Annotated in this window: 29 protein-coding genes; 23 read left to right on the top strand and 6 right to left on the bottom strand. The window is 36.7% G+C overall.

Annotation, left to right across the window (positions count from 1 at the left end):
- The first annotated feature begins 19 nt into the window (after positions 1-19).
- The 4 genes from BN990_RS15550 (at position 20) to BN990_RS15535 (ending at position 2,471) form a co-directional block, all read left to right on the top strand.
- Complete coding sequence (locus BN990_RS15550; protein WP_038245752.1) at positions 20-655, top strand: SDR family oxidoreductase; 636 nt, start codon at positions 20-22, stop codon at positions 653-655.
- Between the two features lie 181 nt (positions 656-836).
- Complete coding sequence (locus BN990_RS15545) at positions 837-1,130, top strand: glutaredoxin domain-containing protein (protein WP_021288604.1); 294 nt, start codon at positions 837-839, stop codon at positions 1,128-1,130.
- A gap of 75 nt (positions 1,131-1,205) precedes the next feature.
- Positions 1,206-1,616, top strand: coding sequence for a YppG family protein (locus BN990_RS21585; RefSeq protein WP_021288603.1), 411 nt, complete (start codon positions 1,206-1,208; stop codon positions 1,614-1,616).
- A gap of 147 nt (positions 1,617-1,763) precedes the next feature.
- On the top strand, positions 1,764-2,471 hold the full coding sequence (locus tag BN990_RS15535) for an alpha/beta hydrolase (protein WP_031334861.1): 708 nt from the start codon (positions 1,764-1,766) through the stop codon (positions 2,469-2,471).
- A 45-nt stretch (positions 2,472-2,516) separates the two neighbouring features.
- On the opposite strand, the gene BN990_RS15530 is transcribed toward BN990_RS15535, so the two are convergent.
- Positions 2,517-3,371, bottom strand: coding sequence for a DegV family protein (locus tag BN990_RS15530; protein WP_021288601.1), 855 nt, complete (start codon positions 3,369-3,371; stop codon positions 2,517-2,519).
- Positions 3,372-3,393: 22 nt separating this feature from the next.
- Positions 3,394-4,308, bottom strand: coding sequence for a DMT family transporter (locus BN990_RS15525; protein WP_021288600.1), 915 nt, complete (start codon positions 4,306-4,308; stop codon positions 3,394-3,396).
- 343 nt (positions 4,309-4,651) lie between these two features.
- On the opposite strand from BN990_RS15525, the gene BN990_RS15520 reads away from it, so the two are divergent.
- From BN990_RS15520 to BN990_RS15510, 3 genes are all read left to right on the top strand, one after another.
- The gene (locus tag BN990_RS15520; RefSeq protein WP_021288599.1) at positions 4,652-6,127 is read left to right on the top strand and encodes a DEAD/DEAH box helicase; all 1,476 of its coding nucleotides are present in this window, start codon (positions 4,652-4,654) and stop codon (positions 6,125-6,127) included.
- A 152-nt stretch (positions 6,128-6,279) separates the two neighbouring features.
- Positions 6,280-6,759 (top strand): PH domain-containing protein, encoded by a 480-nt coding sequence (locus tag BN990_RS15515; protein WP_021288598.1) that lies wholly within the window; start codon positions 6,280-6,282, stop codon positions 6,757-6,759.
- Positions 6,752-8,176, top strand: coding sequence for a PH domain-containing protein (locus BN990_RS15510; RefSeq protein WP_021288597.1), 1,425 nt, complete (start codon positions 6,752-6,754; stop codon positions 8,174-8,176). Before BN990_RS15515 ends, BN990_RS15510 begins: the two co-directional genes overlap by 8 nt.
- Positions 8,177-8,437: 261 nt before the next feature.
- On the opposite strand, the gene BN990_RS15505 is transcribed toward BN990_RS15510, so the two are convergent.
- From BN990_RS15505 to BN990_RS15495, 3 genes are all read right to left on the bottom strand, one after another.
- Positions 8,438-9,046 carry an HAD family hydrolase gene (locus tag BN990_RS15505; RefSeq protein WP_031334859.1) on the bottom strand — a complete coding sequence of 203 codons (609 nt, stop codon included), beginning with the start codon at positions 9,044-9,046 and terminating at the stop codon, positions 8,438-8,440.
- 67 nt (positions 9,047-9,113) lie between these two features.
- Positions 9,114-10,064 carry a LacI family DNA-binding transcriptional regulator gene (locus tag BN990_RS15500; protein ID WP_021288595.1) on the bottom strand — a complete coding sequence of 317 codons (951 nt, stop codon included), beginning with the start codon at positions 10,062-10,064 and terminating at the stop codon, positions 9,114-9,116.
- A gap of 310 nt (positions 10,065-10,374) precedes the next feature.
- Positions 10,375-11,148, bottom strand: coding sequence for a rhomboid family intramembrane serine protease (locus tag BN990_RS15495; protein WP_021288594.1), 774 nt, complete (start codon positions 11,146-11,148; stop codon positions 10,375-10,377).
- A 166-nt stretch (positions 11,149-11,314) separates the two neighbouring features.
- On the opposite strand from BN990_RS15495, the gene acpS reads away from it, so the two are divergent.
- The 15 genes from acpS to BN990_RS15420 all read left to right on the top strand — a co-directional run bounded on the left by acpS (position 11,315) and on the right by BN990_RS15420 (position 23,983).
- On the top strand, positions 11,315-11,686 hold the full coding sequence (gene acpS, locus BN990_RS15490; RefSeq protein WP_021288593.1) for a holo-ACP synthase: 372 nt from the start codon (positions 11,315-11,317) through the stop codon (positions 11,684-11,686).
- A 47-nt stretch (positions 11,687-11,733) separates the two neighbouring features.
- Positions 11,734-13,245: an NAD(P)H-hydrate dehydratase gene (locus BN990_RS15485; RefSeq protein ID WP_021288592.1), complete on the top strand. Its 1,512-nt coding sequence runs from the start codon at positions 11,734-11,736 to the stop codon at positions 13,243-13,245.
- A gap of 59 nt (positions 13,246-13,304) precedes the next feature.
- Positions 13,305-14,321, top strand: a complete 1,017-nt coding sequence (locus BN990_RS15480; RefSeq protein ID WP_021288591.1) for a LolA family protein — start codon at positions 13,305-13,307, stop codon at positions 14,319-14,321.
- 174 nt (positions 14,322-14,495) lie between these two features.
- Complete coding sequence (gene alr / locus BN990_RS15475) at positions 14,496-15,614, top strand: alanine racemase (RefSeq protein ID WP_021288590.1); 1,119 nt, start codon at positions 14,496-14,498, stop codon at positions 15,612-15,614.
- A 183-nt stretch (positions 15,615-15,797) separates the two neighbouring features.
- The gene (locus BN990_RS15470; RefSeq protein ID WP_031334858.1) at positions 15,798-16,082 is read left to right on the top strand and encodes a CopG family ribbon-helix-helix protein; all 285 of its coding nucleotides are present in this window, start codon (positions 15,798-15,800) and stop codon (positions 16,080-16,082) included.
- A gap of 4 nt (positions 16,083-16,086) precedes the next feature.
- On the top strand, positions 16,087-16,446 hold the full coding sequence (locus tag BN990_RS15465) for a type II toxin-antitoxin system PemK/MazF family toxin (protein ID WP_021288588.1): 360 nt from the start codon (positions 16,087-16,089) through the stop codon (positions 16,444-16,446).
- Between the two features lie 227 nt (positions 16,447-16,673).
- The gene (locus BN990_RS15460; protein ID WP_021288587.1) at positions 16,674-17,543 is read left to right on the top strand and encodes an RsbT co-antagonist protein RsbRA; all 870 of its coding nucleotides are present in this window, start codon (positions 16,674-16,676) and stop codon (positions 17,541-17,543) included.
- Positions 17,544-17,547: 4 nt separating this feature from the next.
- Positions 17,548-17,904 carry an STAS domain-containing protein gene (locus BN990_RS15455; protein WP_021288586.1) on the top strand — a complete coding sequence of 119 codons (357 nt, stop codon included), beginning with the start codon at positions 17,548-17,550 and terminating at the stop codon, positions 17,902-17,904.
- 3 nt (positions 17,905-17,907) lie between these two features.
- Positions 17,908-18,309 carry an anti-sigma regulatory factor gene (locus BN990_RS15450; protein WP_021288585.1) on the top strand — a complete coding sequence of 134 codons (402 nt, stop codon included), beginning with the start codon at positions 17,908-17,910 and terminating at the stop codon, positions 18,307-18,309.
- Positions 18,310-18,411: 102 nt separating this feature from the next.
- On the top strand, positions 18,412-19,425 hold the full coding sequence (locus BN990_RS15445) for a PP2C family protein-serine/threonine phosphatase (RefSeq protein ID WP_021288584.1): 1,014 nt from the start codon (positions 18,412-18,414) through the stop codon (positions 19,423-19,425).
- Positions 19,426-19,508: 83 nt separating this feature from the next.
- Positions 19,509-19,841 carry an STAS domain-containing protein gene (locus BN990_RS15440; RefSeq protein WP_021288583.1) on the top strand — a complete coding sequence of 111 codons (333 nt, stop codon included), beginning with the start codon at positions 19,509-19,511 and terminating at the stop codon, positions 19,839-19,841.
- Positions 19,841-20,317, top strand: coding sequence for an anti-sigma B factor RsbW (gene rsbW, locus BN990_RS15435; RefSeq protein ID WP_021288582.1), 477 nt, complete (start codon positions 19,841-19,843; stop codon positions 20,315-20,317). The genes BN990_RS15440 and rsbW overlap by 1 nt, the downstream gene beginning before the upstream one ends.
- Complete coding sequence (gene sigB, locus BN990_RS15430; RefSeq protein WP_021288581.1) at positions 20,289-21,080, top strand: RNA polymerase sigma factor SigB; 792 nt, start codon at positions 20,289-20,291, stop codon at positions 21,078-21,080. Before rsbW ends, sigB begins: the two co-directional genes overlap by 29 nt.
- A 2-nt stretch (positions 21,081-21,082) precedes the next feature.
- Complete coding sequence (locus BN990_RS15425; RefSeq protein ID WP_021288580.1) at positions 21,083-21,673, top strand: SpoIIE family protein phosphatase; 591 nt, start codon at positions 21,083-21,085, stop codon at positions 21,671-21,673.
- 138 nt (positions 21,674-21,811) lie between these two features.
- On the top strand, positions 21,812-23,983 hold the full coding sequence (locus BN990_RS15420) for a Tex family protein (RefSeq protein ID WP_021288579.1): 2,172 nt from the start codon (positions 21,812-21,814) through the stop codon (positions 23,981-23,983).
- 46 nt (positions 23,984-24,029) lie between these two features.
- Here BN990_RS15420 and BN990_RS15415 read toward each other — a convergent pair whose 3' ends face one another.
- Positions 24,030-25,493, bottom strand: coding sequence for a catalase (locus tag BN990_RS15415; RefSeq protein WP_021288578.1), 1,464 nt, complete (start codon positions 25,491-25,493; stop codon positions 24,030-24,032).
- A gap of 211 nt (positions 25,494-25,704) precedes the next feature.
- Between BN990_RS15415 and BN990_RS15410 the strand changes: the two genes are divergently transcribed.
- Positions 25,705-26,154 (top strand): SprT family protein, encoded by a 450-nt coding sequence (locus BN990_RS15410; protein ID WP_021288577.1) that lies wholly within the window; start codon positions 25,705-25,707, stop codon positions 26,152-26,154.
- The last annotated feature ends 78 nt before the right edge of the window (positions 26,155-26,232 follow it).

The raw sequence follows: 26,232 nt of genomic DNA, 5'->3' as shown, positions 1-26,232 counted from the left end.
AGGGGGGGAATAATCATTTATGCGAGTGCTCGTAATAGGAGCTAACGGTGGAGTAGGAAGGCATATTGTCACCAAACTAAGAGCAGAAGGACACGAGCCAATTGCAATGGTTCGTAAAGAGAGTCAGTTGTCAGATTTTGAAAAAAACGGATGGAAGGCTGTTCTTGCAGATTTAGAATCTGACTTTGAATCGGTATTTAATCAGATAGATGCAGTTATTTTCGCTGCAGGTTCGGGTTCTAATACAGGTGCAGATAAAACAATTATAATTGACCAAGAAGGTGCGATTGCAGCAATGCATCTGGCTCAAAAGCATTCTATTAAACGGTTTTTACTGCTTAGTTCAATGGGAGCAGATCAATCAAAAGAAGCTCCTGATTCGATCAAGCATTATTTGTATGCAAAGCATCGAGCAGATGAGTATCTAAAACAGTCACGTCTTGCTTATACAATTATACGTGCGGGTTATTTAACGAATGAAGAAGAAAAAGGTACAGTAACTTTACAAGATGAAGAAAATGAAATAGAAATTGACTCGGTAACGCGAAGTGATGTTGCAGCTGTAATGTCAGCTTTACTAACAGATGAGAGAGCTCAATATAAGGTTTTACAATTAACGAATGGAAAAACACCAATTAGCAACCTTTTTCAGTAAGTGGGCTATATAAATCTGCAGCTAGGATATCTTCCTAGATCGTAGGTTTATTTTTATGACAAATAATGCAAATAATGTAATCAAGATGTAATCATTTTATTATATTTCTGTTTGTTTTTCCTTTATGACGGGTACTATAGCATTAAGCAGCTGATAAAGATGAAAAAGGAGGCTCTTAGTTATGGCAGATCCAGAGGTGGTCGTTTTTGTTAGCAACGATAATGCTGAATGTGAAAAGTTACTAGAACATTTGCGTGATTGGAATGTCACTTATGTGACTAAAAATGTTAATACAGATAGTGGTCACATGAAGGAGTTGCAAGAAAACGGAATCTACGGTACTCCAGCGATGTTTATCAATGGAGAAAAAGAACCAATTTTGGGCTTTCAGAAAAACAAAATAAAATATAGACTTGGTTTAGCTAATACCGATGTCTCACATTATAGTTCATTGTTTGAAGGGTATGAAAAATGATGCATTCATCTAAATGTCACACACCTTAATGAACAACATAAACTAGTAAAAAAGATAAAGAAGGTGTGTGTTCAAATGTTTCATCGGCCTTATTTTGATCACGCTTATTTTCATGATGATGGCCAACGTAATTATCCTTATCCTCAACAATATAACTACAATTTGAATACGGATCCAGGGAATCAAAATTACCACGGGAGTAATCCATACAATTTTCAAGCCGTGCAGCAGACCCCCTATGATTATTTTGCTAAGCCACAACAACCAATGAGCTGGCCAGGTACAAAATCGCAACTAAATCAACAAACGGATTATCAAGACATGAATGTTCCAGAATTTGCTACACAAGATCAAGCTCCCCCTGGACCAGGTCAACAATTAGATTTAGATAAAATGTTATCAACCGTAGGGCAGTTAGCTAATACGTATCACCAAGTGTCGCCAATTGTGAAGCAATTCGGTTCACTAATAAAGACGTTTCGATAGAGGAAATCAAGCTGATGGTAAAAAAGGAACACATCAGCTTTTTTGTTGGAAAAATAGTTTGTTATTTTATCCATTAAGTAACTATAATAATTTTTTCCTTTATCGGGTAAACGAAGATATAGGATATGAAAGAGGAGAATAAATATGATGACAGCATGTTTAATTATTCATGGTTATACTGGCGGCCCTTATGAAGTGGAACCACTAGCCAATTATTTACATGAACATACCAATTGGCATATTAATGTTCCTACGCTGCCCGGACATGGAAGAAGGCTTAACTTAAAAAATGTTTCTTATAAGAAATGGATTAAAGCAGCAGAAACTACATTGCTGCAATTAAGAGAGAAGTACGAGACAGTATATCTTATTGGATTTTCAATGGGAGGAATGATTGCTGCTTATCTTGCAGCAAAATACAAAGTAGAGAAGCTCGTTCTTTTGGCAACTTCAGGAAAGTACTTGTCTTTTAAACAAATTAGCTTAGACGTTGGCGGGGTAATTGCTGATGCAATAAAAGGTGATTTAGGAAGGAATAAGTTATACATCCATTATAAAAAGAAATTAGGAGCCGTACCGTTAAAAGCAAATATTGAATTTCTAAAATTGGTAAAATTCACAAGGAGATATTTAAAAAAAATTAAATCGCCTGTATTAATTGCTCAAGGGCAACAGGACGGAATGGTACCATATAAAACCGCTTATTACTTAAATAAAGAAATTACTTCAGAACGCAAGGAAGTAGTGTTTTTTGAACGTTCCAGACATTTAATTTGTTTAGGGGATGATAAAGACACCCTTAATCAAATGGTCTATTCATTTCTTACCAAACAAGAGGTAGTGATGAACACATAAAAAGAGTCTGTAACCCATGTGTTAACAGACTCTTACATACATAATTCAGTCTCGAAAGAAGGAAATGACGAGGGCACCTTCACCACCGTAGGTAGAAATTAGTGGACCAGTATCCATGAGATAGGCGTCTTTGAAATTGTACTTTCTACGAATTTCGGCTAGTACGTTATTTGCCCGCTCCTCGGCATTACAGTGTGCTAATGATATAACCTTATCTTCCACATTTTTAGTATATTCTCCGATCTGTTCAATAAATCGGCGAATGGATTTTTTATCACCACGTACTTTTTCACTAACTTCAATGGTACCTTCCTCACTAGCTCTCATTAATAACTTAATGTTTAATGTTTTGGCTATGGTACCTTTCACTTTGTCTAAACGACCACCTAGAATAAGATTTTCAAGCGTTTTAAGCACAAATAGTGTGGTGGTGTGCTCAACCATTTGGTGCATATGCTCTACTAATTCTGAAAATGCAAAGCCGTCATTTATTTTTGAGATTGCTTCATGAAGTAATAACGCAATTCCTGAAGAAGCGGTTTTTGTATTAATTACCTCTATATTGCGTTCTGGTTCTTCTTCTAACAACATTCTCTGTCCCAACACCGCATTCTCATACGTACTACTTAATCCTTTAGTAAGACTTAGCATAAGAATTGGTGTTTGTTTATCAATTTGTTTAAATGCTTCATAAAAATCATTAGGGCTTGGTGCTGCTGATCTAGGCAATTCGTTTAATTCTGAAACTTTTTTATGGAATGCAGGGAGATCTAAATCAATTCCACTTTGGTATTGGCCATCACTAAAATGCAAATAGAGTGGTACTTGAATAATTTGTGTTTTATTAAGCAGCGACAATGGAATATCTGCCCCACCATCTGTCATTAATTGAATGTACATGTATTCACCCATTTCGTAAAAATTAATCTTGCTGTTCTTTTTTTGCGATTGTCATTTTCGTTTTTCGATTGGTACTTAAAATAAATAAAAACAAACCAAAGAGTACGATTGTCCCACCTAATAATTGAAAGGCAGTTATATTCTCGCCTAATATAATATAGGCGAGGATAGAGGCTCCTATTGGTTCAAAAACAATCCCCATAGAAATGGTTGCCGTACTTAACCATTTTAACGCCCAGTTAAATAAGGTATGCCCAAGAAAAGTCGGAATAATAGCAAGTGCTAAGAAAATCCACCAATGATCGGCTGGATAATTAAAGAAAGCGTTGCTAAGCAATAAGTTATAGACAATAAGCGTGATGGAGCTGACGCCATATACAACAAATGTATAGGTCATTAACGAAAGATTTCGTCTAACTTGTTGACCTAATAAGAAATAAGCAGTAACGGTTATTGCCCCAAGTAATGCTAGTATATCGCCAAAGAGAGCTACTCCACTTATCTTAAAATCGCCCCAACTTATGATAATGCTTCCAATTAATGCAATTAGCATGCTAATTACGGCTCCAGATGAGAAGCGTTCCTTGAAAAAGAAATAGGTGCCTAGAAATGCAAAAATAGGCTGAAGCGTTACAAGTACAACTGAACTTGCTACGGAAGTATAGTTTAAAGATTCAAACCATAATATAAAATGGAAGGCTAAAAAAATTCCGGCCAAAATGGACAATATCCAATCTTTTTGATTAATTAATTTTAACTCATGTCGATATTTAGTTAATACGAAAGGAGCCATTAATAATACGGCAAATAATAAACGATAATTTGCGATAATAGCTGCAGGTGCTTGGTCTGCCAGCTTTACAAATACTGCAGAGGTCGAAACAGAGGCAACTCCAATAACTACAGCAATGTATGGGTTAAACGGAGGAAGACGCATCCTAAACCCTCCTAATTTATACTTGTATATCCCATACATTTTATCATGGTATAGTAAAAAAATCATTTTCTAATTAGTATCCTTATGAAAAATATGTTATCATATTGATTGCATGAACTTACGATTGAGGCCTCTTACCATTATGGTGAAGCCTTTTTGTACTTTAGAAGTATAAAAATACATTCTGATTTTAGAATATAAATAAAGTCATACGATTTTTGTGTAAAATTCCCTTAAAGATAAGCTTTTACTATACTGTGAACGCGGGAACGATATCAAGAACTAAAGTATAGAAGCAACCAAGGCCTCTTTTACAATCACAAAAAAAGGAGTAGAGGAATAGGTGACAACATTCAAAGAATTAGGCATCTCAACTTCCATTATGAAAGCATTAGAAAAAATGGGGTTCGAAGAAGCTACACCGATACAAGCAGAAACAATTCCACTTGCTTTAGAAGGCAATGATTTAATTGGACAAGCTCAAACTGGAACAGGGAAAACCGCTGCTTTTGGTATTCCAATGATAGAAAAATTAGATGCAAAAGCAAGAAAAATTCAAGGATTAGTAGTAGCGCCGACAAGAGAATTAGCTATTCAAGTAGCAGAAGAATTAAATAGGCTAGGAAAGCTTAAAGGAGTACGCGCTTTTGCAGTTTATGGTGGTCAACCCATGGATCGTCAAATTCGATCTTTAAAGGATGGTCCACAAATCGTTGTTGCTACACCAGGAAGACTATTAGACCATATGCGCAGGAAAACAATTCGTACAAACTATATTCAGACTGCTGTATTAGATGAAGCAGATGAAATGTTGAATATGGGATTCATTGATGATATTCGTGATATTTTAAAAGGAATTCCAGAAGAAAGGCAAACATTATTGTTTTCAGCAACAATGCCTAAAGAAATTAGAGAAATCGCAACAAATTTGATGAAAAGTCCAAAAGAAATTAAGATTAAAGCGAAGGAAATGACGGTTGAAAATATTGATCAGTATTTCATTGAAATACCGGAAAAATATAAATTTGATACGTTAAATAATCACTTGGACATTTATTCCCCAGATTTAGCGATCGTTTTTAGTCGTACGAAGAAACGTGTCGATGAGATTACGGAAGGTTTGCAAGCAAGAGGTTATCGAGCTGAAGGAATCCATGGCGATTTAACCCAAGGTAAGCGTATGTCCGTCCTTAAGAAATTCAAACATGGTCGTGTTGATGTATTAGTTGCGACAGATGTGGCTGCTAGAGGATTGGACATTTCTGGTGTTACGCATGTGTATAACTTTGATATTCCACAAGATCCAGAAAGTTATGTTCATCGAATCGGTCGTACGGGACGTGCTGGTCGAACTGGCGCAGCCATTTCATTCATTACTCCAAGAGAAATGGCACACTTGCAATTAATTGAAAAAGTAACGAAAAGTAAAATGAAACGTATGGTACCTCCAACGAATCATGATGCCCAAAAGGGACAGCAACAAGTATCATTAAATAAAATTAAAGGTACGATTGAGAAGAAAGATTTGAATGATTACCACCAAACGGCCAATCAACTATTAGAAGAACACGATTCTGTTTCAGTCGTAGCTGCAGCATTGAAGTTACTAACCAAGGAGCGCAAAGACACTCCTGTTAAGATATCTTCTGTAGCACCAGTAAGTGTTAAAAAAGCACAACGTTCGAAGGATAGTCGACGTTCAAATAATAAACGTGTTTACGGGAAACGCGGTCAAAGTGGTCGTAGTGGTCAAGGCGGCCGCAACCAGGGTGGCCGTAATCGGAAAGGTAATTTTCAAAAGCGGAGAAATAGAGATTAGTTAATATAAAAAAAGCTTCTTGAATAGCAAGAAGCTTTTTTTATATGGTTTAGTATAGATGAGCTTCATGGTAGGATAAGAATAAAATGAAACATATTCTATCGATGTATCGTATTAGTTGAGAAGAAAATTAAAAAACAAGGTGATTGGACATGAGACAACCTCCGAAACATACGATAGCTCAAGACGCTATCAAGGTATGGAGAATTACCGAAGCAATATTTTTTGGTATCCTTATTATCATTGGGATAGCTGCATTTATTATTAGTATGCTCTTTGATTTTACTATTTGGTACAGCATCATTGGCTTGGTTGTAATTATCGTATTGGCGTATATTGCAATACAATACTTGCCAGCTCTTCGCTGGCGGCGCTGGAGATACGAAGTGTTTGACCAAGAGATTTACATACAGCATGGCATTATTATTGTTTCGAGGACTTTAGTTCCCATGATACGTGTACAGCATGTGGATACAAAACAAGGGCCAATATTAAAAAGGTATGGATTAGCAAGTGTGACAATATCCACAGCTGCTACCACACATGAGATACCAGCTTTACTTGAGGAAGACGCCTCCGTGTTGCGAGATCGGATCTCAGAATTAGCAAGGGTGGATGAAGAAGATGTATAGAGCAAAACGAATGCACCCTGCTGTTATTTTGTTTCAATTTTTTAAGTCACTCAGAGAAATGATTATCCCTATCGTTGTAGCTTTTTTTGCTTTTCGCGATGAACATTTTATGTACTTTATTGGAGCGATTACGCTTGTAACTGTACTTCTTGTCACTTTTAGTACCATTACTTGGCTGCGATTCACTTATACAGTGACTGATGAGGAACTGCGTATTGAATCTGGAATTTTTATTAAAAAGAAAAGGTATATTTCAAAGGGACGTATTCAATCAATCGATTTAACAGCTAATGTCCTGCATCGGTTATTAGGCTTAGCAAAAGTACAAATAGAAACTGCTGGTTCAGGTACTTCAGCAGAAGCTTCTCTAACTGCGGTGAAGGTAGCAGAGGCTGAACAACTAAGAAATCTTTTGAAAGTAACCAAGGTAGCTACATCGGAAGTTGGAGAAACGAAGACCGTACAAGCACCTTTTTATCAAATTACCAACAAGCGGTTGTTCATTGCTGGAACAACATCTGGAAGCATCGGTGTATTATTAGCTTTTATCGCTTTTGCATTGTCCGAATTAGAACAATTTATTCCTGATAATTATTTTGATCATACGATACAGTGGATAATTGGGCTAAGCGTTGTGCTTATCGTTATAATAACAATTGGATTCTTATTCGTTCTATGGCTGCTTGGAATAGTAGGGACGATGGTTAAGTACGGTCATTTCCGTATTGAGAGGCGTGATGAAGAATTATTTATTACGAGAGGCCTACTAGAAAAAAAGCAAATTACTATACCTTTAAAACGTATTCAAGCCATTGGTATGAAAGAAAGCATGATTCGTCAACCCTTTGGTTATGTTTCTTTATTTGCAGAAGTAGCTGGTGGTTCCTTAGATAAAGGAGAAGAGTATTCCACTTTATTATTTCCAATCATGAAAAAAGACGAAGTGGAGGATTTTTTGAGGACACTCCTTCCTTCCTATAGTTATCCAATCGAGCCAACATGGAGAAAACTCCCAATCAAGGCGAAGAAATTTTATATGCTTCGTGGAGTTATCCCATTTATTCTAATCGCGATACCAATCGCTATATTTATTCCAACTTTCTTATGGACTGTCATTGTTTTTCTTATACTTGGGTTATATCTAGGTTATCTCCGTTATTCAGATGGAGGCTTTCTTATACAAGAAAAACGATTAATGATCCGCTGCCGCACTTTTAGTAGGATAACAGTCGTCTTGTTTCATAAGCGTATTCAAGCCTATGAAAAGAAACAACACATTGCACATCGAAAGCAAAACCTTGCTAACTTTAAACTATCTATTATCGGAAAGTACGGTTCTGGTAAACATTATCAATTAAAGGAAGTAAAAGATGTCCAAGCAGATTCATTAGCAGATTGGTTTTCATACCGAGTGTAAAAAGGAAGGGAAGTCAAAGAATTTTATCATTTAATAATCCGAACGATTTCACACTCGAATCAGTTCGGATTATTTGTTTACCAAAAACAGGTTCTATTCTAGCTCCATAAACACTTCACTTTTTAGGGGGACTTCAGCTCGCGATGTTCCTGCAGGAATCTACGGATCGAACCGCATTTCTTATCAGGATTTACTTCACCACTATATTATTGTTCGGATTTTAGTGAACGACCTTTATTGGGTCCTAGCCTCTGCGGTAGCTTAGGTGGTTAACTGCAAAATCTCATAGGGGTTTTTAAATATATATTCCGCATTTGTAAATCTGGTAGTAGAAGTCAGTCCCCATGCTGCTACCCCGAAATCTACTCCTGCTGATTTCGCGCATTCCATGTCATAAGGGGAATCCCCAATATATATAGCCTCATTTGAGTCGCAATTTAAGTATTGTAAGGCTAACTGCAACGGGTCTGGATTTGGTTTATGGTATTCTGTGTCATCTGCAGATACAACTGTTTGAAAATGCTGTGCAATTGAAAGCCTTTCAAAACCTGCTTGCAGTTCTTTTTTGGTTTGGGATGTGACAATTCCTGTTTTTGGTAATCGCTTGATTACTTCGAGAATATCTCTAAAGATAGGGACATTTTGCATATGCGGCTGTTGTTTTTGGAACCAAGTATCGAGCGCTGTTTGAGTATCGGAAATGTCTAAGACTTCGAGTGTTCTTAATCCTGGAATACCAATCGAAAAACGTAGTTCTTCAAGATCTTTAACGATTCCCATCTCGGATAATGTTGCTTGTAATGCTTCCAATCCAATTTTTTCTGAATCAATAATCGTTCCATCCAAATCAAAAATAAATACTTGATACACCATCATCATCTCCTAAGAATAGTTGCTATGTTTATCCTAGAGGATGAAATGGATTTCAGGTCAATAGTTAAATAGAAGATCGTTGAATTATTTCATAAGGAACGTTGACTTTTGCTTGTGATTTTTGAATAGCAAGTTGAAATGCTTGCTCACCAACTTTCATTAAGCGATGATTGACTGTTGAAAGATCAAGAGCTATTCCAATAGGCTGGTTCTCTTGGCCGACAATTGCTAGCTCATCGGGTATTTTCACTCCTACTGATTGTGCATAGTTGTAAATGCCGCCAGCAACCTCATCTCCATTTGCGTAAATAGCATGTGGTCGATCATTCAATTGCAAAAATTCATGGGCTGCTCGATAGCCATCTTCCAAACGGTAACAACCGGAAATATGTAAATGGGGTGGGAGTTTTCCGATTACTTTATGGTAAGCTTGGATGGTTTGCCTGGTACTAAGGCTTTCATTGGCTCTCGCAGTAGTAATTGCTATGTTTGTATAGCCTTTCTTTTTAAGCATTTGAAATGTATCAACATAGGAAGCATAGCGATCGATATACGCACAACCAACTTCTTCAGCTGTTGTATACTCACATGAAATAATGGATCCATATTTCGTGTACGGAACGATCTTCTCCCAATCATTGGAACGGGAAGTAATAATAAGACTATCTAAAAATTTATTCTTTAGCATCGTAAGATACTCCATCTCTTTTTTGTTATCATATTTTGTTGGGAGTACAGTGACAGAATAATTATATACCGTAGATTGATTTAGAATGCCGTGTAACATTTGGTCGAATGCTTGATTATTATTGTACGGAATAATTACACCAATCATCTTTGTTTCACCACGTATCAAATCGATTGCATTCTTATTTGGGGTATAATTGAGTTCCTCTATCACTTTCTGTACTTTGCTTCTTTTGGTTTCTGATACATATTTGTAGTTATTAAGTACTCTGGATACGGTCGTAACAGATACTCCAGCTAATCTAGCTATTTCACTTATATTTGCCATTAGTATTACTCCAATCAAGAATAGTAATTGATAATAAAGCTGGCTGGTACATAACTAAAACGAGTAACACGAAAATCGGATAATTTATTTTTGCTTTAAACCCAATCTGAAACAGACTATACTTTCGAGGAACGGCACAACCAACTTGGATGGGGCTTTTTCATTAGGAATCAGGACTGTCTTAGTCATCATCATTTAAAAACGAACGATAAAATATCCGAACTACTTCGAATATTACTTCGTTTACTCGGATGTTCGTTCGGATTACTCTTTATCTACTTTGCTTTTTGGTTCAACTCCGTATTCGCCACTACATTATTCTACTAATTATTCCTAATAAAACTAAGAGGATGAAAATGATCCACCATATATTTTTTTTCATGGAACGTGGAATTCGTTTCTTTTTCCAGCGGTTAGGGTCAAATGATATGGTTTCGCTGTCATCCTTCCTTCGCGTTGCCATAGTTACCCATGGATTATACATTTTAGCATTCGCTAAAACGACAGGTGCTATTGCAAAGCCGCCAATAAACCCAAATATATGTCCATATACGTTTATATTTGCTCGTATAAATGTCATAATGAGACCAACAACGAAAATAGTAAGGATAATTTGGGAGCTTGTCTGATCTATTAAATGTTTACGAAATGCCACCATAAAGACGTAAATACCAAATAAACCAAAAATAGCACCTGATGCGCCTACGTGGACGTACCAAAATTCAGAGGGGCCGAAGAAATAAGTTCCGAGGTTCCCGGCAATACCAGCAACCAAATATGCAATAATAAATTTTGTGCGCCCTAGCATTTGTTCTAAGGCTGGACCAAATAATACGAGGGAGAAAGAATTAAATAGGGCATGCATTAAATCGGCATGAAGAAATATTGGCGTTACAAGCCGCCAATACTCACCTTGATTGATATAAAAATTACTCCCAGCTCCTAATTGATAAATTGTTTCACCGATAGACAGTTGTAGGAAGTTAATAATTAACCATAATGCTAAGTGGACAATCACTAATGTAGAAACAACAGGATAAGACGTTATAAATTCTTTCAAACTTCTTTCATTTCGAATAAACATGGAATAGACTCCCCCGATTTTTATATTATAAAAGGATAATGGTTCTGTAAATCATTGTTATTATATTGTAATAAAATACTACAAGTAGTATGACCAATTTTATCGTACTAAAATAACAATCAAAAATATAATCATTTGCATTTTAGTTAGAAAGGGTTCGTGGTCGATGATAAAGGGAATTGGATTAGACTTAATAGAATTAAAACGAATAGAACAAAGTATTCAAACGAATAACCGTATTATTGAGAGAATTTTAACGCCATCAGAAAGAGAGGAATTTTACACACTAGAAAGTAATAAGCGAAAAATAGAGTATTTATCTGGAAGATTTGCTGCCAAAGAGGCATTTGCTAAAGCAGCAGGTACAGGAATTGGAAAGCTTCGTTTTCAAGATATTGAAATACAATCTTGTGAGAGTGGAGCACCTAAATTAACTGCTTCTGGTTACGAGAAAGTTAATATCTTCTTGTCGATTACACATAGTAACGATTATGCTGCTGCACAGGTTGTCATTGAAGAAGATGAACAAAATGCATAAACAGAAAGGTTGTCTCATATATTTTAGTGCGGGTAGGAGGGAACAAATTGTTTATTGTCACCGCGAAGGAAATGTACGATATTGATAAGTTCGCAATGCAGGAAATTGGTTTAGATGGGAAATTGCTGATGGAAAATGCCGGACGAGCCGTTGCTGAGAAGATCACAGCAATGAGCTCTAAACAGGAAAAAATCTGTGTATTAGCTGGTGCAGGAAATAATGGTGGAGATGGTTTTGTTATTGCTCGGACAATGATGGATCAAGGGTACCATATCCATGTGTTACAAGTGGTTCCAGATAGTAAAATACGAGGAGATGCATCTTTTCATAAACGTATTTATGAGAATTGTGGAGGCAGTCTATCTTTATTCGATGGAATCGATGGAACAGAGGTGTTAGATGCAGATATTATTATTGATGCAATGATTGGCATTGGCGTGAAAGGGGAATTAAGAGAACCTTTGTTATCATTGGTCTCGCTTATTAACCAACAAACCAAAAAGGTAATCTCTGTAGATGTTCCGTCTGGTTTACCAGCTGATGAAGGTACAGTTGAATTTAGTGCAGTAGAAGCAACATACACTTTTATTATCGGGGCACCAAAAATCAGTGCGTTTTTAAATCATACATCTCCTTATTACGGTACATGGGAACTTGTTTCCATTGGTTTACCCAAAAAAGCATTCCAGTTAAGTACAAGCAAGTCTATTTGGAACGAGACGAATGTTCGAGATTGTTTTCCCGGTCGAAAACCAGATGATCATAAGGGAACACATGGAAAGGGACTGGTGATTGGAGGATGCACGGAAATGCCGGGGGCGCTTTCTATGACACTAAAAGCAGCTCTAAGAGCAGGAGCGGGATTAATTACTGGGGCTACATCAGAACATGTAATTAATCGTATTGCGTCTACGAATGTGGAAGCAACTTATGCCGTATTATCTACGACAGATGGATTTATCAATAATGATTCGAAAGTAAATGTACAAGATTATGACGCAATCGCATTAGGAATGGGGATGGGTAGAAAAGCATTTACGAGTGAGTTGGTAAGAGATGTTGTTAGTGAAGCCAATTGTCCAATTATTATTGATGGTGATGGACTACATCATATTCAACCATATCTCACATCCTTAAAAAGACGAAAATCCCCTACCATTATGACGCCACATCCTAGAGAAATGGCCATGCTTTTAGGGGCGAATGTTAACGAAATTTTGGTAGAACCTTTTCGTTATGCTTCCGAATTTGCTAGAAAGTTTGACGTTTATCTGGTTTTAAAAGGGATGTATAGTATTATCACGTCTCCAGAAGGAAAGCAGTCGGTAAATATGACTGGTAATCCAGGTCTTGCTAAAGGGGGAAGTGGAGATGTGTTAACAGGGATTATATTGGCAATGATTATGCAGAGACAAGACATGTTTGATGCCATCTGTAATGCCTGTTATGTTCATGGGAAGTCCGCAGATCTTTTAATTAAACATCAGCACTCTCATCATGATCTATTAGCCAGTGATGTGATTGACGGAATAGCTAACGTTTATCGTACCATTTCTTGAGAGGTATTTAGGTGATAAGGTTCCCTTTGTTTTTTAATTGAGACAAGGGAGATATGTTCATGAAAAGAAAAATCGGTGGTTGGATCATTGTATTTGGCTTTGTTCTATTATTATCAGCCTGTGGAGAAAAGACACAGGAGGATGTGGTTGCAGACCTAAAAGATAATATGGAAGAAATGGATGGCTATAAAGCAAAAGCTGAAATGAGTATGAACACTGGCCAAGAACAACAAATGTTTAATATTGACGTTTGGCATAAAAAAGATGATTTGTATCGAGTAGGGTTATCCAGTAATGAGGATGAAAAGGGTAACCAAATCATTTTAAAAAATGAGGATGGTGTATTTGTTTTAACACCAGCTTTAAGCAAAAGTTTTAAGTTTCAATCTGAATGGCCGGAAAATAGTAGTCAACCATACCTATACCAATCATTAATTAATGATATTGAAAAAGATAAAGAAGCGGAATTTGAAGTAACCGATTCCCATTATGTGTTTAAAACAAAAACAAATTATCAAAGCAATAACAATCTTCCATTTCAAGAAATTTACTTTGATAAAAAGACATTACAGCCTGTACAAGTGAATGTACTAGATAAAGATAGAAATGCTTTAGTAGAGGTGAAGTTCTCAAATTTCGATCAAGAAGCATCGTTTGAAGATGACGATTTTTCAATGGAGAAAAATATGGCAAGTAGTGGATCTCAAGAGGAGCCAGTTTCAAGTGATAAAGGAGAAAATTCGCTTACCGTATTTTATCCTTCATACATGGCTGGTGCAGAATTAACCGAAAAGAAAGAAGCTTCAACTGAAAATGGGGAAAGAGTCATTTTAACATTTGAAGGAGAAAAGAACTTTACCTTAGTAGAAGAAAAAGCGGAAGCACAAAAAACCATGGCATCCCCAAATGAGGTAGCAGGCGAAATTGTAAACTTAGGTTTTGCGGTAGGAGCAATTTCAGACAACTCCATCGAGTGGACGCATGATGGAGTAGACTTCATGTTAGCTAGCGATGAGTTAACAAAAGAAGAACTCATCCAAGTAGCGCAATCCGTACAAAGCAAAGAAGTGAAATAATATGCCATTATAATAAAGCAGACTCTCACTAAATAGAGTCTGCTTTTATTTTTGGAATCAGAATCGTATTACGTCGTAAAAGAATTGACAGCCTTGACAAGACAAGAAATAATAGGTAGAGCTAAAAAGTAGCAAAAGGAGACAAAATTGGTTTTCGGAAGGGAGTCAAGATTTGTGGATTTACATAGAAGTACATGGGTAGAAATAGATTTGAATGCTATTGCATATAATATAAATACAATAAAGAATAAGATGCCTAATCATACAAAAGTAATTGCTGTGGTGAAGGCCGATGGTTATGGTCATGGAAGTATTCCGGTTGCCAAAAAAGCTTTAGATTCAGGGGCTGAGGCATTGGCAGTAGCTTTATTGGAAGAAGCACTTGAATTAAGAGATGCTGGTATAACTGCACCAATTTTAGTACTGGGTTGGGTGCCACCAGCATCAGCAATAATTGCTGCAGAGCAGAATATCACATTAACATTCTTTCAACAAGAATGGATACAGCAAGTTAACACGTATTCATTTACGAAACCATTGAAGCTCCATCTAAAACTTGACTCAGGAATGGGAAGAATCGGAATAAGAACGGAAGAAGAACTACATGCTATCTTATATGCATTAAATAAAAATTCAAGCATATATTTAACAGGAGTATACACCCATTTTGCAACAGCCGATGAACCAGAATCAACCTATTTTGATGTACAAAAAAAACGCTTTGAAAGGGGGCTCTCGCTTTTACAAGATAATTGGAATGGTAATCTAGATATCCATATTGGTAATAGCGCTAGTGCTATTCGGTTACCAGAAGGTATGTACAATTATATACGTTTTGGTATTGCCATGTATGGATTGTATCCTTCTAAAGCTGTTAAAGAACAAGGAGATATAGAATTGAAGCAGGCCTTCTCTTTGCATAGTCAATTGGTGCATGTGAAACAGATTCAAGCAGGAGATTCGATAAGTTATGGATGTACCTATACAGCTAAAAAGGAAGAATGGATTGGTACAATTCCGATTGGATATGGGGACGGTTGGTTACGAAAAATGCAAGGGTTCTCTATTTTAATTAACGGAAAAAGAATGCCTATCGTAGGCAGGATTTGTATGGATCAAACGATGGTACGGCTGGATCGCGCATACCCTGTTGAAACAAAAGTGACTTTCATTGGTCACCAGAATGATGCATTTATTCCGATGGATGAGGTGTCGGAATATGCTGAAACGATTAACTATGAGATTCCTTGTGTGATTAATAAGCGGATTCCACGAATATATAAAGGTCTTTAGGGAAAAGCTCTTCATAACGGATTAAATTATTCATATACCACGTATAGAAGTCTATTAAACGACAAAACAAACGACTTTTTTAGAAAAAATTCGGGCAACCCTTTGCAAATGGGCGAATTCAATGATATTATTGAAAATGACTTTTACAAAGTTCGTTCAACAGTTGGCGGAGGTGTGATGGTTTTGTCAGAGAGTTTACAAGAAGTATTAGTGAAAATACCGAAAAACCTGTTAAATGAGGTGGATGGTCTAATGAAGTATGAGAATAGTGATTTAAGTGATTTCATATGTCAGGCTACAAGAAACTATCTTCAACACAAAAGAGATGAGCATTTCCAACAATTTCGTGAAAATATGCAAAAAGGCTATGAAGAAATGGGCCGCATTAATTTAACAATTGCTTCAGAAGCTTTTCAAGCTGAAGAGGAGGCAGAAAACACCTTGGAACGCTCAGTGATCGGGGTGTAATCACTTGATCGTACAAAGAGGCGAAGTATATTTCGCTGACCTTTCCCCTGTTGTCGGATCAGAACAGGGAGGCGTACGCCCGGTATTGATCCTGCAAAATGATATCGGGAATCGTTTCAGTCCTACCGTTATTGTTGCGGCTATCACAGCGCAAATTCAAAAAGCTAAACTCCCAACGCATGTGGAGATAGATGCAAAGCGATATGGGTTTGATCGTGATTCCGTTATTTTGCTAGAACAAATAAGAACACTTGACAAACAACGGCTAACAGATAAAATTACAAGATTAGATAAAGAGATGATGACTAAAATTAACCAGGCATTAGAAATAAGTCTGGGGCTGAAAGATATGTATGGTCAATGACGATACCCTTGTTATGCGGAACAAGGGTATTTTTATGTTTGTTACAAGATAATATTATATATAGAATTTGTTTCTGTGTTACAATTAATTTGACATTACTAGTGTTTTTTAACTAATTTATTGTGAAATTTATACAATTTTAGCCAGGAACGACAATTTTCTAAAACAGATAATTTGACAACATAAGAACAAATAAACAAATCTCTAAATACGTTGGAGGTATGGAAATGGACGAGAAGTTTAAAAAGGTTGCGATCGAAAACAGTGATTCCATAGTGAAAATGTGGATGGGTGAAATTCATTCACTAAAGGATGGGAATTACACTTCAAGTATATCTGATGAATTATTTGAAAGCACAAATAGAGAGTTTGTTAATGTTATATTTACAAGTATAAAAAACGCTGGATCACCGAAATCGGTTGAAAGCTTTTCGGAGAAAATCATTAATCTTGGTTGGCCATTAAGTTATATCATTGATGGGCTACAAGTATTTCGCAGGGTAACAGTAGATTATATTTTAAGTCAATCGGAACAAGTGGATTCTGCATTTATCTCATCTGTACTTCGAAGTGTAGATACTTGGGTAGAGCCGCTGATTAGGCAATTGGTTAATGAGTATTCCGGTAGTTGGGAAAATACGGTCTCTTTACAACGTGTAGCACTTCAAGAGTTATCTGCACCACTGATTCCAGTAATGGAGAGTATTACAATCATGCCGTTAATTGGAACAATTGATACAGAACGGGCAAAATTAATTATGGAGAACTTGCTTGATGGTGTAATTAAACATAACTCCGAAGTGGTGTTAATCGATATTACAGGAGTTCCTGTCGTTGATACGATGGTGGCTCACCATATTATTCAAGCTGCAGAAGCAGTACGCTTAATTGGTTCTACTTGTATATTAGTAGGGATTCGTCCAGAAATTGCTCAAACGATTGTAAACCTTGGAATTGACTTAGGCAAATTTCCAACAAAAAGCTCTTTGAAAAAAGGCTTCCGAACCGCACTTGAAATAACCAACAGACAAGTTGTCGATATAGAAAGTAAAGAAGATAACATGGAACAAATGATTAAATCATTGAAAGGGGAGTAGAATCTTGCGTATACCGATACTAAAGCTCCATAATTATTTGCTAATTTCCATTCAGACGGAATTAGATGATCAAACAGCTATTCAATTTCAAGAAGACTTACTCGATAAGATCCATAAAAGCGGGTCATCTGGAGTAGTCATTGATTTAACATCTGTAGAGATTATAGATTCTTTCATTGCCAAGGTTTTAGGCGATGTGGTTACAATGTCTGATTTAATGGGGGCAAAGGTAGTTTTAACCGGTATCCAACCAGCAGTTGCAATGACTTTAATTGATTTAGGAATACACTTAAAGAATGTGCCAACTGCATTAGACTTAGAACAGGGTCTTATTAAACTCTACCAGGAATTGGGGGAATAGCGCATGAAACCTCAATCTTGCGTAAACATAAATAAAGAGTGGGATATTGTTGGGGCTAGGCAGTTAGGCAGAGATATTGCGAAAAAAATTGGATTTGGGACTGTCGATCAAGCACGTATCGCTACCGCGATCTCAGAATTGGCTAGAAACATCTATTTGTATGCTGATCATGGACAAATATGTTTTGAAATAATAGATAACATGGAACATAAAGGGATTTGTATGGTAGCGATCGATGTTGGTCCTGGAATCGAAGACATTGGACAAGTTATGGAAGATGGGTATTCTACTTCAGGTGGATTAGGTGCTGGGTTACCTGGTGTTAAACGACTTATGGATGAATTTGACCTCCAATCCGAAGTAGAAAAGGGAACGAGAGTCAAAGCAATTAAATGGGTGAGATAGAATGACTTTTTGCTCAAGGTGTGTACATTATGATTGTACACACCCTGTGTTGTTTTAGATCGTAACAATCCTTGGTTTCATAGGGAGATAGGGGGAAGAGAGGTGGACGATATATTGAAATTGGATGCCGAAACATATAAAGAGTTAATGAAGCGATATATGGAGACAAGGGATGAACAGTCCCTATATGAAGTAGAACAGGCCAGCAAATCCTTTATACAAAACAATATCTTACCAGATGAAATCGTTAATATGCATATCCAAGCATTGGAAGAGTTATACCCCAGTTTGAGTGAAGACATACAGTATTCAATGAACTTCTTACTAGAAGCCATGATTGCCTATGGTATTGCTCATCAAGAATATCAAACATTACGCGAGAAACAATCTGAATTAAAATCGGAAATATCGGTCGCAGCTAGCATGCAAGAAACCTTGCTTGGTACAACGAAGCCAGATATCGAGGGGATAGACATCGGCATAATTAGCGTTCCAGCTCATCAAATGAATGGAGACTATCATCACTTTATCAAAGGGAGAGATGGTTCTTTAGGTATTGCGATGGCTGATGTGATTGGTAAAGGTATTCCAGCAGCATTATGCATGTCCATGATTAAGTATTCCATGGATAGCTATCCAGAAGATGTTATGAGCCCAAAAGCTATTTTAAATAGTTTAAACCGTGTGGTAGAAAGAAATGTTGACCCCAGTATGTTCATTACAATGTTCTATGCACAGTATCTTCCCTCGGAACATAAACTTCGTTATGCATCGGCAGGTCATGAACCTGGTTATTATTATAATGCTGCAAATGATACCTTTGAGGAGATTGAAACAAAAGGGCTTGTACTCGGGGTAACTCCGGATACAGCGTATCCTGAATATGAGATGGATATTAACAAAGATGATATGGTAATTATGTTAACGGACGGAGTTACAGAATGCCGTGATGGTGACCGATTTATTGAAAGTGAAGAGGTGTTAGAAGTAATTAGATACTATGCACATTTACCAGCACAGGAAATGGTCAACCAAGTATTTAAACATTTTGAACGACTTCAAGAATTTGAGTTACGAGATGATTTTACGTTACTAATCATACGAAGAGAGGTTTAATGGTTAAATAAAATGGGTAAACCCTTGTGAAAGGGTAAAAACTAGAGTTACGAATTATATCGTTCTGATATAGGAGGAAGAGTATGAATTTAAGTGTGGATGTTGTAGAAGAAACGAATAAGTCAATTGTTAACCTCGCAGGTGAAATAGATGCATATACTGCACCAGAATTAAAAGAAGCATTACTACCTTTAACAAAGCAATCCGGTCATTTAGTAGAGGTGGATTTAGAACAGGTGAATTACATGGATAGTACAGGTTTAGGAATATTTATCAGTGCCTTAAAATCGACCAAAGAGAATAATAGTCAAATGACGCTTGTTAACATTCAAGATCGTGTGCTTCGTCTTTTTAAGATTACGGGTTTAGATGAAATTATGGATATCAATTCTGCGATTCGGGGTGGAAGTGAATAATGGAAAGATTTGATTTTATTGAACTAAAAGTTCCTGCAAAAGCAGAATATGTTGGAGTAGTGCGATTAAGTATTTCGGGGATAGCAAATCGCATGGGCTTTTCTTATGAAGATATTGAAGATCTAAAAGTAGCTATATCGGAAGCAATTACGAATACCGTTACACATGCCTATGAAGACAATGATGATGGAGAAGTTACCATCGGTTTTGGCGTGTACGAAGATAGACTAGAAGTTATGGTAGCTGATCATGGAGGTAGTTTTAATCTGAACGAAGTGAAAGACGGAATCGGCCCCTATAAGCATACGGATTCGATCGAAGACCTAAAAGAGGGAGGTTTTGGTCTGTTCCTAATCGATGCATTAATGGATAAAGTACAAATAAATAATAACTATGGGGTTATTGTTTTAATGACAAAGTATTTAAATGAAACTGAGGTGGGCTTTGATGACGACCAAATCTCAACCACACAATAGCGGAAGAGATGAGGTTTACCAATTAATTGAATCGTTACAACAAGATCCTACTAATGAAGGTCTGCAGGAAAAAATTGTTCTCACCTATAAGGATCTCGTAGAATCTATTGCACGTAAGTACTCTAAGAATAGTAGTATACATGAGGATCTAGTTCAAGTAGGTATGATTGGGTTACTAGCTGCCGTTCGTAGGTATGATCCAGCTTTTGGTAAATCTTTTGAATCCTTTGCAATACCCACGATTATTGGAGAAATTAAACGATTTATCCGCGATAAAACATGGAGTGTCCATGTACCAAGGAGAATTAAGGAGTTAGGACCAAAAATAAAAAAAGCAGTAGACACATTAACCACTGAAACGCAAAAATCTCCATCAGTTAAAGAAATAGCGGATTATCTAGAGGTATCAGAAGAAGATGTTCTAGAGACAATGGAAATGGGCAAAAGCTATAAAGCATTATCTGTAGATAGAAAAATCGAAGCAGATTCTGATGGAAGTACGGTAGCTATTTTAGATTTAGTTGGTAAAGAAGAGGACGGTTATAATTCGATCGATCAAAAAATGTTACTGGAGAAAATTTTACCTATCTTATCTGAAAGAGAACAGCAAATTCTTCAGTATACCTATTTTGAAAATCGCAGTCAGAAAGAAACTGGCGAACTATTAGGGATTTCACAAATGCATGTATCAAGACTACAGCGTCGTTCATTACGTAAATTAAGAGAAGCAATTCAGTCTGAGAGCTCAGAGGTCTTTGATTAAGAATGCAACATGTACAAGTATCTGTCTTTCAACAAGCGAAAGAAGGAAATTACTACTGTGGCGATAGTTATTTTTATAAAGAGACAGATAAAGAATTTGTATGTGCTGTAGCCGACGGATTAGGCAGTGGTGAGTATGCAAAAGAGTCATCCCAAATAGTGATCGATATTATTAAACAGAATATGCACACAAGTATAGAGGGCATCATAAAAGAGTGTAATAAACAATTACAAGGGAAGCGCGGCGTAGTAATCGGCATTTTGAAGATTGATTTTCAGTCCAATATGTATTCATTTTCTTCCATTGGCAACATTGGTATTTTAACGGTTAATGATAAGCAAAAAAAGAAGAGAAATATACCTAATGCTGGGTACCTTGCAGGTTATCATCGTCCTTTTAAAATTATCCGTGAGAAATTGGAGGAAGATATGATGTTTATCATGTTTTCTGATGGAGTAACGGATAAGGATCTATCTCAACGATACATTATGACAGAAGATGTGAATGAAATTACGCAAACCTTTGAATATGTAAGCGACTCTAGTCGAAAAGACGATACAACACTTATTGCAATGCATTTTAGGCAAAGCTGACAATGAAAAGAGTCAGCTTTTTTTCTTGTATCCCGTCAATGGAGAACGAATCTTCGTACAATTTGTAGCGTGAGGTTGTATTCAACTTCAGTTTTCGATTTATGATAAAATAGATTTGGATGTAAAGGAGGAAAATGTGTGGCGAACGAACAGAATCAAGAATTAATCCAATGGGTGGCAAAAGAGACAGAAGTAAACACTTCGATTGTAAATAAGGTTATTGGATTATTAGAAGAAGGTAATACGGTACCGTTTATTGCACGTTACCGCAAAGAGATAACGGGTGGTTTAGATGAAGTACAGATAAAATCTGTTCAAGATAAATGGAGTTATGCGGTTAATTTAGCTGAAAGAAAGCAAGAAGTATTGCGCAGTATTAAAGATCAAGGGAAATTGACAGATGAACTGCAGCAGGAAATTATGCAAGCCATGCAGTTACAACGAGTGGAAGATCTTTATCGCCCTTATAAACAAAAAAGACGTACACGAGCGACAATAGCTAAGGAAAAAGGTCTCGAACCATTAGCAGAATTGATTTGGCAGCAATCGATTACAGATATTCAAGAAGAAGCAGCTGTCTATATATCAGAAGAACAAGAATTACATACAATTGAAGATGTATTAGCAGGAGTAAACGATATTATGGCAGAATGGATTTCAGAGGAGCCAGCATATCGTGAATTTATGCGAGAAGAAACGTTTAAACGTGGTATGATTGAATCCGAGGAAAAAGATGTAGAGAAAGACGAGAAACAAGTATATGAGATGTATTATGAATTTCATGAGGCGATACGTTCACTTGTATCACACCGCATTTTAGCACTGAATCGTGGTGAAAAAGAGGGTATATTAAAAGTGTCTGTAAACCCACCAACGGAACGAATTATTGAGTATTTACAAAGGAATGTTATTACAAAAGCAACATCTGAAGCGTTGACTCAAGTCTTAAAGCATGCAATTGAAGATAGTTATAAACGATTGATCCAACCGTCTATTGAGCGTGAAATTCGTAACAGTCTAACAGAAAGTGCAGAGCAACAAGCAATCGACGTTTTCTCTAAGAATTTGAAGAACCTATTACTCCAACCGCCTCTTAAAGGAAAAACTGTACTGGGTGTAGATCCAGCCTTTCGTACCGGTTGTAAACTAGCTGTGATCGATGAAACAGGTAAAGTGCATCAAATAGGTGTTATTTATCCAACAGCACCCAGAAATGATGTTGCTGGAGCAGAAAAGACGGTGATGGAGCTCATAAAGACTTATAAGATTGAGTTGATTGCCATTGGCAATGGTACAGCTTCCCGAGAAACAGAACAATTTATCTCAAATGTTATCGGAAAAAACAAATTACAAGTGCCATATATTATCGTTAATGAAGCAGGAGCCAGTGTATATTCAGCTTCTAAACTAGCTCGAGAAGAATTTCCGGATTTACAAGTAGAAGAGAGAAGTGCGGTATCCATTGCTAGACGTGTTCAAGATCCATTAGCTGAGTTAGTTAAAATTGATCCAAAATCCATAGGAGTTGGCCAATATCAACATGATGTGAGTCAGAAGTCGTTAAATGAATCATTATCTTTTGTTGTTGAAACAGCAGTAAACCAGGTTGGTGTAAATGTAAATACTGCTTCCGCATCGTTATTACAATATGTCTCGGGACTTAGCAAAGCCGTCGCAACGAATATTGTGAAACAGCGTGATGAAGAAGGGAAATATACGAATCGGAAACAATTAAAGAAAGTACCTCGCTTAGGTGCAAAAACGTATGAACAAGGCATTGGTTTTCTTAGAATTATTGATGGAGATAACCCGCTTGATCGTACTCCCATTCATCCAGAGAGTTATTCAAACACGGAAAACCTGTTAACAATGTTAAATTGCGATGTAAGCGATATTGGGTCAGATAAACTTCGTGAAGGGATTTATGCTATAGATCCTAAGCAAGTTTCTGAACAATTAGGGATTGGCGAACCGACATTGATTGATATTATACAAGCATTAACGAAGCCAGAGCGTGATCCGCGTGATGATTTTCCACAACCTTTATTAAAGCAGAATGTGATAGCAATGGAAGATATTAAGCCAGGTATGGAAATGCAAGGAACTGTTCGAAATGTTGTTGATTTTGGTGTGTTTGTAGATATTGGAGTGAAACAAGATGGACTTGTTCATATTTCCAAAATGTCTCATTCATTTGTTAAGCATCCAATGGATATTGCTTCGGTTGGAGATGTAATTACAGTTTGGGTAGAGAATATAGATATTAATAAGGGAAGAATTGCTTTATCGATGATCGAAGGAGAAAAGTAAAGAAGCATGGCTCACAAAAGGGCCATGCTTCTTTCATTAGTGTTACTTATTTTACGCCTTCTGGAACTTGTAAACCAAGACCTTGGGCTACACGTTCGCCCCATTCAGAATCTGCTTTGTAGATATGCTCAATTTGACGAAGTTTAATTTCATCTTTTGTAACTGGAGTCATATGATCAACAAAAGCTTGAACCAAACGTTCTTTTTCATCTGATGACATAAGACGGTAAAGGTCACCAGCTTGGGTATAGTGATCGTCACTGTCGTAAGCAACGCTATCAGCTTCTCCGTATACTTCAAATGGCTTAATTTTAGCATCGCTATCTTCTGTAGGACCATTCACGCTGTTTGGCTCATAGTTTGGTTTGTTTCCACCATTACCATCTACACTCATAAAGCCATCACGTTGATAATTATTTACTTCGTTCTTAGGACGGTTTACTGGAATGCTATGATGATTTGCACCTAGGCGGTAGCGGTGAGCATCAGAGTATCCGAATAAACGCCCTTGAAGCATTTTATCTGGAGATGCTTCAATTCCAGGTACGAATTGACCAGGTGAAAACGCAGCCTGTTCTACTTCTGCAAAGTAGTTTTCAGGGTTACGGTTCAATACCATGCGGCCAACTTCAATACGTGGATAGTCTTTTTTAGACCAGATCTTTGTTACATCGAATGGATCCCATTTGTATGTTTTAGCATCTTCATAAGGCATGATTTGTACATATAATCTCCATGCAGGGTAGTCGCCTTCTTCAATCGAATTAAATAAATCTTCTGTGTGATAATCAGGATTTTCACCAGCAATTTTATCTGCTAGAGCAGGGTCTAGGTTTTTGATACCTTGTTCACTAATGAAATGGTATTTAACCCAAAATGCTTCTCCTTCTTCATTAACCCATTTAAACGTATGGCTTCCATATCCATTCATATGGCGTAAGGTGGCTGGAATACCACGGTCACTATGAAGATAGGTTACTTGGTGCAATGATTCTGGAGATAGAGACCAGAAATCCCATACCATGTCTTTATCTTTCAAATGAGTTTGTGGATTACGTTTTTGTGTATGAATGAAATCAGGAAACTTAATTGCATCGCGTATGAAGAAGATTGGTGTATTATTACCAACTAAATCATAGTTTCCTTCCTCTGTATAAAATTTAACTGCGAAACCACGAGGGTCACGAACAGTGTCTGCAGATCCAAGCTCACCTGCAACTGTAGAAAAACGGATAAACATATCCGTACGTTTACCTTTTTCACTGAGGAAATCAGCTTTCGTATATTTTGAGATTTCGTCATTTGTAACTTCGAAGTACCCAAATGCACCAGCACCTTTTGCGTGCACAACACGTTCAGGAATACGTTCTCTATTAAAATGAGCAAGCTTCTCTAGTAAATTAAAATCTTGTAGTAGTGTAGGTCCATTATGTCCAGCTGTAATTGAGTTTTGATTGTCACTTACTGGTGCACCAGCAGCAGTAGTCAAAGTATTTCTTTTATTACTCAATGTAAATCTCCTCTCTTTTACTAAGTATTAATATATCTACACTTAATATTATAATATAATTCAAATAAAAATCAATGTTTAATTACAATAATTTTAAATAACGAACATAACATTTTTGACACATAATATAGGAAAGAATAAAAATATGCTGCAATAAAATCGATAGTATATTAAAATATTAGAATAGCTTATTGATAAGGAGAGAATTTTGATGAGGCTTCCAGATGATAACGAGTTATTTGAATTAGTCGATAGGCTATCAATAGTACATTTCAATAAACCTTTCTTACATAAGGTATCTTTTAATTCCCGTTTACGAACGACAGGTGGCAGATATATTCCGGGTAGGAAGACCATTGAACTCAATCCTAAGTATGCGATGGAAAGGGATGAAACAGAATTTATTGGAATTATAAAGCATGAACTATGCCACTATCATCTTCATATAGAAGGAAAAGGATATAAACACGGAGATCGTGAATTCAAAGAACTTTTAAAAGCTACGGGCTCTCCTCGACATTGTAAACCATTGCCTTCTCAAATGAAGTATAATTATGAGTATCAATGCAGAAATTGTAATCAGACGTATAGACGAATGAGAAGAATAAATACATCTAAATACCGCTGCGGAAAATGTAAGGGGAGGATTATACTACAATAAATATAAAAAAATGGTGATAAACCATTGACGAATGATGTCATCCGTGATAAATTAATTAAGCTGTCTCATACAGTGGAT

It is taken from the genome of Virgibacillus salexigens, assembly GCF_000723585.1.
GTDB lineage: Bacteria > Bacillota > Bacilli > Bacillales > Amphibacillaceae > Virgibacillus > Virgibacillus salexigens.
This window is presented reverse-complemented; position numbering and strand designations above follow the sequence as displayed.